This window comes from Maribacter sp. TH_r10, assembly GCF_033101095.1.
Taxonomy (GTDB): domain Bacteria; phylum Bacteroidota; class Bacteroidia; order Flavobacteriales; family Flavobacteriaceae; genus Maribacter_A; species Maribacter_A luteus.
The window spans coordinates 1248297-1262715 of record NZ_JAWMPY010000001.1 but is presented as its reverse complement, the minus strand read 5'-3'; the positions used below and the strand labels follow the sequence as shown (position 1 = coordinate 1262715).

General features: G+C 37.0%; 8 protein-coding genes and 2 tRNA genes. 7 read left to right on the top strand and 3 right to left on the bottom strand.

All coding sequences use genetic code 11. From position 1 onward, the window contains the following. Window positions 1–14 precede the first annotated feature (14 nt). Window positions 15–506, top strand: coding sequence for a GTP-binding protein (locus R3X28_RS05185; protein WP_317662956.1), 492 nt, complete (start codon window positions 15–17; stop codon window positions 504–506). 3 nt (window positions 507–509) lie between these two features. Here the strand turns inward: R3X28_RS05185 and era are convergent, their stop codons facing one another. Beyond that, window positions 510–1397, bottom strand: a complete 888-nt coding sequence (gene era, locus R3X28_RS05180) for a GTPase Era (RefSeq protein ID WP_154362576.1) — start codon at window positions 1395–1397, stop codon at window positions 510–512. Continuing rightward, window positions 1384–2748, bottom strand: a complete 1365-nt coding sequence (locus R3X28_RS05175) for an alanine/glycine:cation symporter family protein (RefSeq protein ID WP_317662953.1) — start codon at window positions 2746–2748, stop codon at window positions 1384–1386. The genes era and R3X28_RS05175 overlap by 14 nt, the downstream gene beginning before the upstream one ends. A 189-nt stretch (window positions 2749–2937) precedes the next feature. Here R3X28_RS05175 and R3X28_RS05170 point away from each other — a divergent pair. Then, window positions 2938–3010: transfer RNA gene (locus tag R3X28_RS05170), tRNA-Met, on the top strand. A gap of 63 nt (window positions 3011–3073) precedes the next feature. On the opposite strand, the gene R3X28_RS05165 is transcribed toward R3X28_RS05170, so the two are convergent. Next, a complete protein-coding gene (locus R3X28_RS05165) occupies window positions 3074–4870 on the bottom strand; it encodes a long-chain fatty acid--CoA ligase (RefSeq protein ID WP_317662951.1) in 1797 nt (598 codons plus the stop codon). 267 nt (window positions 4871–5137) lie between these two features. Here R3X28_RS05165 and R3X28_RS05160 point away from each other — a divergent pair, with 267 nt between their 5' ends. From R3X28_RS05160 to R3X28_RS05140, 5 genes are all read left to right on the top strand, one after another. Continuing rightward, the gene (locus R3X28_RS05160; protein WP_317662949.1) at window positions 5138–8365 is read left to right on the top strand and encodes a S41 family peptidase; all 3228 of its coding nucleotides are present in this window, start codon (window positions 5138–5140) and stop codon (window positions 8363–8365) included. Window positions 8366–8554: 189 nt separating this feature from the next. Beyond that, window positions 8555–8628, top strand: a tRNA-Arg gene (locus R3X28_RS05155). A gap of 308 nt (window positions 8629–8936) precedes the next feature. Further along, complete coding sequence (locus R3X28_RS05150) at window positions 8937–10034, top strand: phage integrase SAM-like domain-containing protein (RefSeq protein WP_317662947.1); 1098 nt, start codon at window positions 8937–8939, stop codon at window positions 10032–10034. 708 nt (window positions 10035–10742) lie between these two features. After that, complete coding sequence (locus R3X28_RS05145; RefSeq protein WP_317662945.1) at window positions 10743–13355, top strand: tetratricopeptide repeat protein; 2613 nt, start codon at window positions 10743–10745, stop codon at window positions 13353–13355. 231 nt (window positions 13356–13586) lie between these two features. After that, window positions 13587–14387, top strand: a complete 801-nt coding sequence (locus R3X28_RS05140) for an HNH endonuclease (protein ID WP_317662943.1) — start codon at window positions 13587–13589, stop codon at window positions 14385–14387. The last annotated feature ends 32 nt before the right edge of the window (window positions 14388–14419 follow it).

Sequence of the window (14419 nt, the reverse complement as noted above, 5' to 3'; positions counted from 1 at the left end):
CTTAAAAGTCATACATGAGCATTTTACCGAATGAGATAGTCCTGCGTCCTAGGTTTCAAATTGAAGTGGCCAAATCCAAAGATTCAATTTTAAATTCCTTTGAAAAAGCAGACCTACCACCCTTTTTGGTGAAGCGAATAGATGACCACGTATTCATAAAGTTCAATAGGAAAAAAGTCCATTTTTGGTCACCACAATTACATTTGGAAATAAATGAATCCGATCAAGGTGGCAGTAAAATTTATGGCCTGTTTGGGCCAAACCCTACGCTATGGACCTTTTTTATGTTCCTTCATTTTGGGGTAGCCACTATTTTTATAGGATTAGGTGTTTGGGCCTATTCAAGTGCCTCATTAGGTAGGCCATTGACCCTTCAAATCGGATTAATGGTTTTTATGGTTGTACTCTGGTTTGTTTTATACGCCTTTGGAAGGGCCGGAAGAAGCAAAGGAAAACCTCAGATGCATGAATTACACCAGTTTATGAATCGTATTTTGGAAATATGACCTTTATTTTTTATTGTAACCAAAACGTTTCAATTGTCGGGCATCATTTCTCCAATTCTTATTTACCTTAACATACAACTCTAAATGTACCTGTTTGCCGAAAAACTTTTCCAAATCCTTACGGGCCTCAATTCCGACCCGTTTTAGCGCACTACCTTTATGGCCGATAATGATTCCTTTTTGGGACTCACGCTCAACCATAATTACTGCTCTCATGCGAATGATTTCAGGCTCTTCAAAAAATTCCTCGGTTTCTATTTCAACGGAATATGGAATTTCTTTCTTATAAAAAAGAAGTATTTTTTCCCGTATGGTCTCATTTACGAAAAACCGCTCAGGCTTATCGGTAAGTTGATCCTTGGGGTAATAGGCCGGAGATACGGGAAGTAATTCAAGAATACGTTCAAACACCCCCTTAACGTTAAAGTTGTTCAATGCCGAAATTGGATGTATCTCAACTGATGGCAATTGTTCTTGCCAATATTGCACCTGTTCTTCCAGTTCTTCTTGGGTGGAAGCATCGATTTTATTCAACAATAGCAAAACAGGTATTTTACTGTTTTCTATTTTCTTGAAGAACTGCTCATCTTTTAATGCCTTTTCCCCTATTTCGACCATATATAGTAATACATCCGCATCTTCAAAGGCCGACTTTACAAAATCCATCATGGACGATTGTAATTCGTAGGCTGGTTTTATGATTCCAGGTGTATCGGATAAAATCATTTGAAAATCGTCTCCGTTCACAATACCCAAGATGCGATGACGGGTAGTCTGTGCTTTAGAGGTGATAATGGAAAGCTTCTCACCAACGAATGCATTCATTAATGTAGATTTACCCACATTGGGGTTTCCTATTATATTTACGAATCCTGCTTTATGCTCCTCCATTCTTCAACTTTTTAAAATATTCATTTGCAGCCTTATTCACTTTTGGTGCCAACAATAAGACTGCTATCATATTGGGAATCACCATTAAAGCATACGATAAATCGATAAGGTTCTTTACCAATTCCAACGAGGCAACCGCTGCGAATACAATCATGACCACAAAGTACCAATTATAGAATTTACCGATTTTCGCATTGGTAAGAAACGACAAACACTTAACACCATAATACGAATAGGTGAATAATGTAGATAGCGCAAATGCGGTTACGATCAACATCAATAAATCATCACCAAAACCATAAAGCGTCTTTTCAAAAGCGGAAAGCGTCATTACAATACCACTTTGATCTTCAAGATACGCTCCACTAAGAATAATAACAACAGCGGTAAAGGTACAAACCATAATCGTATCTATAAAAGGCCCCAACATAGCGACAAGCCCTTCCTTTATCGGGTTATCCGTTTTTGATTGCCCGTGGTACATTGGCGCACTACCTAGACCGGCCTCATTCGAGAACATGGCCCTACGAACTCCTATAATCACCAACCCCCAAAAACCTCCGGTTACTATGGTATTAAAATTCCAGGCTTCAGTTATTATCATTTTTAGAGCAGGCATAATCTCAGAGGCATTCAATGCCATTACCACAACTACTGCTATCAAATAAACCGCCACCATAAAAGGTACTATGGCAGAAGCCACTTTGGCTATTTTGGTTAAACCCCCGAAAATCACAATAGAGGTTATCCCTGCCAATACAAAGCCTATAGTCCATTTCCAATTAACATCACTCATCGCATAAATCGTCTGTGATGGCTCTATGACACTCATAAAAGTTTCAGTAAATTGATTGGCCGTAAAAACCCCCAAAAAACCAAAAAGTCCGCAAATAGCAAAAAATATAGCCAAGGGCCTTGCTTTTTCACCCAAACCTTTGGTAATATAATACATAGGGCCACCTTGCAGATTACCATCGGCATCGGTTCCCCTGAACATTATTGATAGACTACAGGAATAAAATTTGATGCACATTCCTATAAGAGCGGTCATCCAAATCCAAAAAACCACGCCTGGCCCACCATCGTGAATGGCAATAGCAACTCCAGAAATATTACCTAAACCCACAGTGGCCGCTACCGCGGCAGAAAGGGCCTGAAAGGAACTCACATCCCCTTTAGCATCTTTCTTATCATGTTTGCCCATAGTGATGGCTATGGCATGACCAAAATAGCGGTAAGGCAAAAGTTTGGAATAAAAAACAAGAAAAAGTCCGCCTAAAATAAGTAGAATGAACATGGGCCATTCTGTATAAGGTAACATTTTTGCAATAAAATCATTGATAAGGTCCATGGGCTATAAAAATTCGAAGATATGGAATTTTAAGAGTTTTAACTTAAGTGGGTTCTTAAAAAGATTATCGCAACAAGTTTTGATTATACCAAGAAACCGTTGTATATTTGTCGCCCGTTACAAATAGTAGCGCTCATCTTGTCAGGGTAATGAACTGAAGTTTCACAACAAGAAAGATGAAACCCATATCGCGGGGTAGAGCAGTAGGTAGCTCGTCGGGCTCATAACCCGAAGGTCGCTGGTTCGAGTCCAGTCCCCGCTACTAAAAAAGCCTTTCAAAAATGAAAGGCTTTTTTTATGGAGTATACCGAATAACAAGAAACTCTTATTCTGAATACATTTTATCGATCAGTTCTTTATATTTTTTCTGTATTATTTTCCTTTTCAATTTCAAGGTTGCGGTAATTTCCCCGGCCTCCATACTGAACTCCTTGGGGAGTAAAGTGAATTTCTTGATTTTTTCAAACTTGGAGAACTCTTTCTGCAGCTCTTCGAATCTTTTTTCAAAAAGTTCTATAATCTGATTGTGGGCAATTAATTCTTCAACATCCTTAAAAGTGATCTTATGCTCCAAGGCGTATTTTTTCAAATTCTCAAAACTAGGGACGGCCAATGCCGTTACATATTTTTGTTGGTCACCTATTACCGCGATCTGTTCAATAAACGAATCATTGATCAAAGCAGTTTCCAATTTTTGAGGGGCAATATATTTTCCGCCGGAAGTTTTCATTAAATCCTTGATCCTATCTGTAATCACTAAGTTGCCTTTTTCATCTATTCTTCCGGCATCACCTGTATAAAACCATCCATCTTTAATGACTTTGGCCGTCTCTTCCGGTTTTTTATAATATCCCTTCATAACACCAGGGCCTTTAACCATAATCTCGTTGTTATCCCCGATTTTAATCTGGGTTCCTTCAATAGTCTTCCCTGCTGAATTAAATTCAAAATGTGAGTCCCCGAACAAAGTAACCGTTGCCGTGGTCTCGGTTAATCCATATCCGCATTTAATATTGAGTCCAAAAGAATGAAAAAACGAAACCATATCAGCCGCCAAAGGCGCACCTCCGCATGGCATGAACTTTATACGTCCCCCAAAAACGTCCCGTAATTTACTGAGGACCAATTTGTCTGCAATTTTATATTTTAATTTTAGCGCAAAGGGTACTTTATTTTCAAGCCGTTTGTGCTTGTTATAATAATTGTTGCCTATGCCCAAGGCCCAACTTGCCAATTTCATCTTAGTTGGTGAGGCCTCTTTTCTTTTATCTTGTATGGCCGCAAAAATCTTCTCGAAAATACGGGGAACGGTGCACATTAATGTCGGCTTCACTTCTTTCAGGACATCAGCTATCTTTTTAGGATCTTGATTAAAATAAATTTCTATTCCCTTATAAAGACAAAAGAATACCCAGCTACGTTCGTAAACATGGCTAAGCGGCAAAAAACTTAAGGAAACATCCTTTTCGGAAACGTTCAGTTCAAAATCATGCGCAACCAAGGAAGACCCGAAATTTGTATAGTCTAACATAACCCCTTTGGGTTCGCCCGTAGTACCGGATGTATAGATGATGCTTGCTAAATCGTTTATATCGCGCTCGTAATACCTTTTCTGTAGCTCCGTTTCTATTTGTCCATTAGGTTCTATTGTTACAAAATCTTCTAAATAAACCGAATTTTCCGAAGATCGCAATTCTATTGTATTCGTTAAAGCGACGATTAGCTTTAAGCAGGCGGAGGTTTCCAGAAGCTCATAAGCCTTATCATACTCATTTTGATTACCTACGAAAAGAAGACTGACCTCCGCATCATTTATCACATATTCCGCTTCTTTTTTTGAGTTTGTGGCATAAATCGGAATCGATACTGCCCTAACACCCATAATTGCAAGATCCGCAATTATCCAGTTTGGCATATTTTCAGCAAAAATCGCAACGTTTTGTTGTTCCGATATTCCAAAATGCAATAGTGCCTTTGACAGTTTTTCTATCCGATTCCCAAAATCGGTCCAAGAAATACCTACCCATTCATTGAGCGTGTTATCTTTATAATAAATGGCGTTTTTACTTTTAAAACGCTGGGCATTTTGTATTATACTTTCTACTAAGTGCTTATAATCCATACACTATTATTGGTTCCAAATTAATATAGGAACATGTCCTGATCCAAACAAACGAAGTTACGAATAATTGCCCTCTTATTCTTAAAATGAAGGTTTTTACAATTTAATTATGACAGCTATTTACCATGCTAGAAAATCATTTATTCTGGCCTATGATCGGGAAAATTCCATGCCATATTAATTCCGCAATCAAAATTCATGGAGTATTGTAGCAAAGGAACCAAATCCTTACCTTTCCAAATTATTAAATACCAACCATATAACTATATGAAGAGTTTATTTTTAACCGCTTTAACAATTGGCCTAACTTATATCTGTACCGCACAAACAAATCCGAAATGGGCACGTTACCCTTCCATTTCCCCTGATGGTAAAACCATTGCTTTCACCTATAAAGGAAATTTGTTTTCGGTCTTGGCCGATGGCGGTGTTGCAAAACAACTGACTTTCCATTCTGCCCACGATTACGCACCTGTATGGAGTAAAAATGGCCAACAATTGGCATTTGCTTCCAATAGATACGGTAATTTCGATATTTATGTGATGGATGCCCAAGGAGGACCGGCCAAAAGATTGACCTATCATAGTAGTAACGAAACTCCCTATAGTTTTTCTGCGGATGACACCCGAGTTTTGTTCGGGGCCAGTAGATTGGATGATTTCTCCCACAGACAATACCCTACCAGTACGCAACCTGAGTTATATAGCGTACCAACAATTGGCGGTAGGGTAGACCAGTTATTGACCGTACCTGCCCAAGATGTCCAAATAAATAGTGATGGCACAAAATTGGTTTACCATGATAAAAAAGGGTATGAAAATCGTTTTAGAAAACACCACGTATCCGCTATTACAAGGGATATTTGGTCGTACGACCCAACCACTGGAAAACACCTGAAACTAACAGCTTTCAAAGGAGAAGACCGTAACCCGGTATTCGCAAAGGATGATAATACCATTTACTTTTTAAGTGAACGGGAAGGAAGTTTCAATGTCTTTTCAATGTCACTGGACAACACTTCGGAAACAAAGGCCCTCACACATTTTAAAACCCACCCCGTACGCTCTTTGAGTATGGGCAACGGCAAATTGGCTTTTAGCTATGACGGGGAAATTTACACTCTCATACCTGGTGAAGAAGCAAAGAAAGTCGACATCATAATCAGAACCCAGGAAGACCATAATTCAATAAAACATATTTCAGTAAATGGCGATGTACTAGAAATGGATATAGCTCCCAACGGAAAAGAAATTGCATTCATTAGTAGAGGGGAAGTTTTCGTCACCTCTGTAGACGGTTCGCTAACAAAACGAATTACCAATACACCGGAACAAGAACGTTTTGTCAAATTCACTCCGGATGGTAAATCGGTTGCCTATGCCAGTGAACGCAGTGGTAAATGGTCAATTTTCAAATCTTCAAAAGTGCGTTCACAAGAACCTTATTTCTTTGCGGCAACACTTTTCAAGGAAGACTCTTTAATTACTGCCAAAACGGATGTTTACCTACCCGAATTTTCACCGGATAGCACCTATATCGCTTATATCGAAGATAGAAGAACACTGAAAGTCAAAAACCTCAAAAATAATGAGGTGCATACCTTATTGACGCCTAAAGAACTAATTCATATGGAAGATGGCGACCAATATTTTCAATGGAGCCCAGATAGCAAATGGCTCTTGGTAAACTGGCGCGTATCTTTAAGTAATTCTGAGGTTTTATTAATTTCGAAAGACGGAAAACAACGTAAGAACCTAACACAAAGTGGATACTCCGATATTCTACCGAAATGGGTGAACGATGGCAATCAAATCTTATATTTTACCAATCGTGACGGATTAAAAAGCTACGCGACCAGTGGAAAGACTGAGATGGATGTGTATACCATGTTCTTGAACCAAAAGGCATGGGACAAGTTCAATATCTCAAAGGAAGAATATGAGTTAACGCAAATGATAGAAGAGGCTGCGAAGGAGAAAGAAGAAGAAAATTCTGATGACAAAAAGAATAAGAAGGAAAAAAAAGAACCCAAAAAGGTAAAAAACCTGAAATTTGATTTAGAAGACATTGAGCGAAGAAAGTCACGGTTAACCATACACTCTTCGTTACTTGCCGATGCCGTTCTTTCTAAAGATGGGGAAAAACTGTATTACCTCACCCGTTTTGAAAAAGATTTAAATCTCTGGGAAACCGAAATCAGAACAAAGAACACGAAAATGCTCATTTCTTTGGATGCAAAAACAGGAAGCCTACAATGGGATGCCAAAAAGGAAAATCTATTTCTATTGGCTGATGGTAAAATAGCCAAAGTTGACCTTACCATGGCCAAAACAGAACCTGTTGAACTAAGTTCAGAAATGTTATTGGATGCCGATGCGGAACGCAAATATATGTTCGACCATATTTGGCTTCGTACCAAGGGTATTTTCTACACTTCAACTTTTCACGGTGTAGATTGGAATGCCATGCGTACTGAATATGAAAAGTATTTGCCACATATCGGAAATGACTACGAATTTGCAGAAATGATATCTGAAATGCTTGGTGAACTGAATGTGAGCCATGCAGGAGGTGGTTTTTCCGACAATATCGAGAACGGCGATAAAACGGCTTCGTTGGGTATATTTTTCGATTATGGTTATAAAGGTAACGGCTTTAAAATTACCGAAATAATCAAAGGCGGCCCCTTGGATAAGGCCGATTTCAATGTTAAACCCGGAATGGTAATCGACAAAATCAATAGCAAGACCATTGACAATTCAATAGATGCAGCATTTTACCTAAACCGGATTGAAGGAGAATTCACCTTATTGGATGTTTTGGATGAAGCCGGAAAGCGAAAACAAATCACCGTAAAACCCATTAACTTAGGCGAAGAAGGTGCTTTGTTATATAAGCGTTGGGTAAAGAACAATGAAAAGGAGGTCTTGAAAAAAAGCAACGGAACCTTGGGTTATGTGCATATTCCAGGTATGAGCGATGAACCCTACCGTTCCATTTATGATGAAATGCTAGGCAAATTCAATGACAAAAAAGGTGTAATCGTAGACACCCGATTCAATGGAGGTGGTGATTTAGTCGCGGATTTGGCCATGTTCTTTACCGGTGTACCATTTTTATCCTATGAAACTGAAGATAGGGTTGTGGGTGGAGAACCTACCTCCCGATGGACAAAGCCTACTCTGGCAATTTTCAATGAATCAATGTACAGTGACGGCTCCTGTTTCGCAAGTGGTTATGTAGATTTGAAAATAGGTAAAACTGTAGGTATGCCCGTACCCGGAACCTGTAGTTGGGCCGGTTGGGAAAGATTACCAAACGGTGGGCGTTGGGGTGTTGTGCCCATAAGCTCAAAGAACAAAGCTGGGGAATGGATGGAAAACAATGAAACGAATCCGGAAATACTTGTCAAAAATCAACCTGAGGTAATTGCCAAGGGTATAGATGAACAATTGGAAAAATCCATTGAGGTATTGATGAAAGAAGTTGAATAGGTGTTCAAATAGATAGAATAAAGACCAGAATACTTAAATGAATATGGCTTTACTATTCACTTCTACCCATTAATTCTTTCAATTTTTCTTTCCAGTTAGTTTAAAAGATTTAAATTTGCCGAAATATTGATAAAACGCAGTATGTTCTGTCGTACATGGTTTTATTTTTTTTGCTTTAATGTGAAAAATGGTCGCGTAGCTCAGCTGGATAGAGCATCTGCCTTCTAAGCAGACGGTCATAGGTTCGAATCCTATCGCGATCACTACAATTAACCCCTTGATTTTCAAGGGGTTTTATATTTAATCCTTCTTCATTATCACAATAATCAGAATCTCTATTTACTTCATTTTTAGTCAATATTTATCATTTTAAGGCAAATATTATGCAAATATTATGAGCTTTTTTTACCTTTAAAATAAATAAGAAGTTGTGTATAGTGTATCGTTATACTTAGATAATCGAAAGAAGTCAAAGAAAGGCTTCCCAATAAAAGTAGTACTTTACGATTCAAAATTACAAAAACAAAGACAGTTTAGTATAGGGTCCTACTCAAATAGCAAAGTCTTGCGCATGACTACTGAACTGAATAAAAAACTTAAAATTTACCAGGAAAGAGAGGCTTATTGCAACGAACATCAGCTTTCTCCCGAACAAGCTATTAATGTAATTAAAAACGGTTACGAAGGTGATGACCTGCAGGAAATCGAGTTCTTAAAACGTCGTTTAGCCCTATTGGAGAAGAGACAGCCTACAGAATTCTTCGGTTTTGTCCAAAAACTAATAGAAGAAAAGAGACTTAGCGGGAAATCCATTAGACACTTTGAAGAGGCCCAAACCCAGGTAATCAATTACTTCGGAGAATCAACCTTAGATATTAACGATATTAATTATGAATTTTTAAGAGGTTTTGAAGCCTTCAAGCGAAAGACTACCAAAACTAATGGTACAATGATAAAAAAAACCATTAGAACGCTTAGAACAATATATAATGAAGCAAGAAGGCGAGGTAAAATTCATAACGAAAATATTGACCCCTTTGACGGGCTAGACATTCAAATTTCGAAAAAAGACCCTGAAGAAAATTGGAAAGTAGAAGATTTAAAAAAGCTGTTCAATTTTGAACCCAAGAAATCTACATCCAAAGCAAGTAGAACGAATATGCTTAGGGTAATTGATATGTTTTTCTTTCAAATAGCTATTGGAGGTCATGATTTGGCAGATATTGCCAATTTAAAATGGGCCTGCATTAAAGATCAAAGGTTGAAATTCCAACGTTTTAAATTAAGAAGCCAAACTTCAAGATTATGGACCAATAACATGATTTCACCATTCGCCCAGTCAATTATTGACAAACATGGAGACAAGCATAGTGAGAGGATTTTCACATATTATGCAGACCCAACTACAGAAAAGTATCGAATGCAGAATGGTTACCACTTGAAAACCCTAAATAGAATAACCACAACATTGAACATTCCAAGAATCAAAACCAAATCCCCACGCTATATTTTCAGAAGTTTGGGAGGAAAAACAGGTGTAAATGACTTGCTACTTATGCAAATTATGGCACATAAACCAAGTAGTGTTTCACACAGATATCAAAAGGATTTAAGTTTAGAAGCACAGGATGAAGCACATATGAAAATATTGGATATACTTTTTGATTAATACGCATGAAAATCGAATAGATTTAATAGGTTGCTGCTCTATTCCGCAAAAGTTAGCCCATAACTTCCACCACCCCGTCCAAAAGGACCTTGTTAAAAAAAGAGAGGAGTTTTATTGTAAGTGTATGATTTGGCTAACTAATAGAGTCCATTTTAAACACAGTTTCTATATCAAGGAACTGGACAACCTTAGTTTTAGATTGAAAGTTAAACATGACAAAACGGAAAACCACTTAGGGAGAAAGCGATACGTTTTATAATCAGGCCCGAAAGAGTTGGTTTGTGGCAATGAGGCCTGTTCTTATTGATTTTGGACAGAATACCTTGTTCTGAGTCAAAGAGGGAATGGAACAATGCACAGGAATGGATTGTTTTTCATAAAGGCCGTTTTACATATAAATACGGGGAAGACTTCGGACAGTTTAGTGAAAATTTTTAAAGGTGAAAACAAAATTCACCTTTTGATGAAGGTTTGAATTCAGATAACTTAATAGAACTTGAAAGGCTTATTTTACTTGATGAAAAGTTTATTTCCCTAGGAGTAGTTGAGAAAGCAATTGAGTTCGTTAATACTGTGGCAAATTCTTTTAAAGTTGGGGATGTCATAAATAATTATCAATCGAAAAATATTATTTAACATTATACTTTCTACTACTTTGTTGTAGATACTCTTATCTTTAGTTTTTGCAAAAAAACGAAACAATTTTAAATGGAACCAATAACTACAGGATGGATGATGGCGACTCTGCTGAGTGGCTGGATTGGTAATAGAGGAGATTTTTGGCTTTGTCAAGGATTTAACAAACTCAACCAAAAGATTGGTGAAAATATTAATGAACCTGTCAATCATCATATCCATCGCGCTATTCGAAAATCCTATTTGAATGCTACGTTGCTAGCTGTAATACATATCCAAAAAAAAAGGAGTTGGTTCTCACTAACAAGTAGAAGTTGGGAGAATCTAAATGATATTAAAAACTTCATTAAAAATGAAATTGAAAGCACTAAAAAGGGAAAAATATATGTACCTAATTCTACTTTAGATAGTGAATATCGAGATATCCTTTTTCCAAAAGAAGGAACTACGGCCGAAGAAAGAATACCTGAACTCATTAAACAACTCAAAGACAGTATCATCCACGAACTTGAAGGCAATGGACTACTAGTTGAATCAGAGCTAACAATTTGTATATACGATGGTTGGAAAGAAGGCAGTAAGGATATGGATTTTTACAAGATAGTCTGTGCATTTTTCACACAAGAACTCAAAGACAATTCTCAACTCTCAACCTTTATTCAGACAGAGTACTTAGATCATATTGCGAATGACGTTGGCGATGTTGGCCTAGAAATTCATAGTCTTAAGGAAAGTCTGCGTTCTCATTATGAAGCATACAAGGACCTTGTAGCTAAAACTAACGAAATACTCGAAGGACAAAAAGAGATATTGAAATCAATAGATGAAGTTAAAGACAACCTTTTCGCGACTTCGGCAAAAACTGCTCAATTAGTAATACAAAGCATTGAGAATAATATTATTACCTATAAGGAAATAACGGTTTCTGAAGAATACAAAAGAAAATTAGAGGCTCTTAAACAGATAGACATTGAAATGGTCGCTTTGCAATCTCAAATAGGCGGCATACATGATGCCATCTCCCAAGTAGATGAAAGCACTAAAAACATTTTACAAAAAAATAGCTCCAATCTCGAAATTCAAATTCTAGCACTAGGAGTTGAAAAAAATAAACAAGAAACTGGACTTACAGAGTTTGTAAATAACGTTATAAATCTTGCAAAGCAGCTCCGCTCATCTAAAGATTTTAATTCTGATAGATTGAATAAATCGAGGGCATTATTTGCTCAGGCCAGATATGATGAACTAATCCACACACTCAATGAAAATGATATTGACAAAGATATTGCGCTTTATAAAGAACGAGGGGAAGTCTTAGCAAGCGAGCTTATTATAAAAGCACAAACCATTATATTAAGAATAAAAACCGATAGGTTTGAAGAAGTTAATCGGCTCTACCACAAAGCTATGATCTTAGTAGAAAACTACGATACAACATTTTATTATGCTTTATTTTTACAAGAAAACAAACAAATTTACAAAGCTACAGACTTGTATGAAAAAGCTTTGCTTCATTGTTCTAGTGATGAAGAAAAAGCAATTACACTGAACAATTTAGGGCTTTTGCAACAGAAAAAAAATGAATTTGAGAAGGGTGAAAAATCGTTTCAAGATGCATTAGAGATATTACGAAAATTGGCTGAAGACAACCCTAATACTTATCAACCTATAGTTGCAACTGCTTTAAATAATTTGGCAATGAATCAGCAAAAAATGAACAATTACATAGGTTCCGAGAAATATCTAAAAGAGGCGTTAGATATTAGAAGAATATTAGTAAAAGACAATCCTCAAGTTCATTTGTTCGACTTATCCACAAGCTTAAATAATTTGGGGATTTTGCATCAGAAAAAAAATAAATTTGATAAGGGTGAAAAATCGTTCCAAGAAGCATTGGAGATTTTAGGAAAATTAGCAATGGATAACCCACAGAAGTTTTCACCATACCGAGCAACTACTTTAAATAATTTAGGGACTCTGTATTACGACAAAACCGAATATGAAAAAGCAGAAGAATCCTTGTTAAAAGCCTTAAAAATTAGAAGAAAATTGGCGCAAGTTAATCCTCAAAAACATTTGCCTGACATTGCTTCTAGCCTGAACAATCTGGCAGTTATATACGAAGAAACAAATGATTACGAAGAAGGAGAAAAATCAATTCAAGAAGCATTGGAGATATCAAGAAAATTAGCGATAGACAATCCCCAAACTTATTTGCATGGAGTAGCCACTAATCTGAACAATTTGGGGCTGTTACAGGTTGCCGAAAATAAATTTAAAAAAGCAGAGGAGTCCTATAAGGAAGCATTGGGTATATCCAGAAAATTAGCGGAGGACAATCCCCAAACATATTTATCAACTTTAGCCACGAATTTAAACAATTTGGGAAGTTTTCAGTCGTCTCGCAAGAAACATAAAAAAGCAGAAAAAGCCTATGAAGAAGGGTTGGGGATTTTATATAAGTTAGCAGAAGATAGCCCCGAAATTTACCTAAAATATTATGGAGAGGCTTGTATTAATTTAGCTCTATTTTATCGAAATAGTAGAATTGACAAAAACAAATCAATATCGAGTGCCAAAAATGCGCTTAATGCTTATAGAGAATTACCGCCAAATACCATCAATGCTGAGAAATACATTAGTGTAGCTGAATACATTTTGACATATTGGGAAGAAAATACATAGAAAATACCATTGCCAGTACACCACAGAAGTAATCGTTGCACAAGCCCTTGAACAGAAAAAAAAGACCTCTTTTAAGCCCATTTTAGGGGCTTTTTGTTTTTAGGACACTGGGTAATCTCGATTCTATTGGAAACTTAGAAGTGACTTTTCAACTTCATATAGCCTATTTTTCAAATAAAGTGATATTTTAAATTTCTTTAATTATGAATAAACAGTATTGATTATCTTTGGATGAATAATCATTTGAATGTAGAGATTATGGCTACTTGGTTAGTGCTGCACAAGAAACATTCTGGATATGGGGATATAGTCGGTGAGACCTATGAATATCCCGTAGGTATCGCGAACTCCCTACAAATAAAGGCTGGTGACTATATAGTATTTTGCCTTACTAAAAAATCTGCCAATAATGACAAACGTCTGCTTGGATACGGCAGGATAAAAGAACTGGAGCCGAAACCACCTTTAGAAGACGATCCAAAAAGAAGGGGTAGGCTAGCCGCGCACTTAGAGGATTACCATAAATTCGACCCTCCCCTTTCATTTGATGATATTGGTGGCGACCCACGGACGAACTTCACCAATTCAATATCCAGAATTGAATTTGACTTTGGGAAATTCACCAGCATTGAGATAGCCGCACCGATTAATGACGACTTCAATGAAAAACAATACTTTGCCCGAACCATCAGAAGAGGGCAACCGAAACTCAGGGAAAGTCTTTTGAAAGCTTATAATCATAAATGCGCTATTAGTGGCCATGGACCAGAAAGTGTACTGGAAGCATGTCATATAGAGCCTCATAGCATATCTGGGAACAACCAGCTAGAGAATGGGTTGTTATTAAGATCTGATATACATTGCTTGTTTGATGATGCCCTCATAAAAATCAACCCGAAGACTTATATGATTGAAGTTGATGATTCCATAATAGACTCCCCATACGGAAGATTCCACGGTCAGGAATTACATAAAAGGATTGATGGAACATTTCCGTCCAAAAAGTATCTTAATACGAGGTATAAAGGTTAACTATTATCAAGGCCCATAGGATATATTTCTTA

What these genes read in the sequence shown, in the direction of transcription:
- R3X28_RS05150 (WP_317662947.1), top strand. Translation starts at nt 8,937, where the DNA reads ATGACTACTGAACTGAATAAAAAACTTAAAATTTACCAGGAAAGAGAG.
- era (WP_154362576.1), bottom strand. Translation starts at nt 1,397, where the DNA reads ATGGAGGAGCATAAAGCAGGATTCGTAAATATAATAGGAAACCCCAAT.
- R3X28_RS05165 (WP_317662951.1), bottom strand. Translation starts at nt 4,870, where the DNA reads ATGGATTATAAGCACTTAGTAGAAAGTATAATACAAAATGCCCAGCGT.
- R3X28_RS05185 (WP_317662956.1), top strand. Translation starts at nt 15, where the DNA reads ATGAGCATTTTACCGAATGAGATAGTCCTGCGTCCTAGGTTTCAAATT.
- R3X28_RS05145 (WP_317662945.1), top strand. Translation starts at nt 10,743, where the DNA reads ATGGAACCAATAACTACAGGATGGATGATGGCGACTCTGCTGAGTGGC.
- R3X28_RS05175 (WP_317662953.1), bottom strand. Translation starts at nt 2,748, where the DNA reads ATGGACCTTATCAATGATTTTATTGCAAAAATGTTACCTTATACAGAA.
- R3X28_RS05160 (WP_317662949.1), top strand. Translation starts at nt 5,138, where the DNA reads ATGAAGAGTTTATTTTTAACCGCTTTAACAATTGGCCTAACTTATATC.
- R3X28_RS05140 (WP_317662943.1), top strand. Translation starts at nt 13,587, where the DNA reads ATGAATAATCATTTGAATGTAGAGATTATGGCTACTTGGTTAGTGCTG.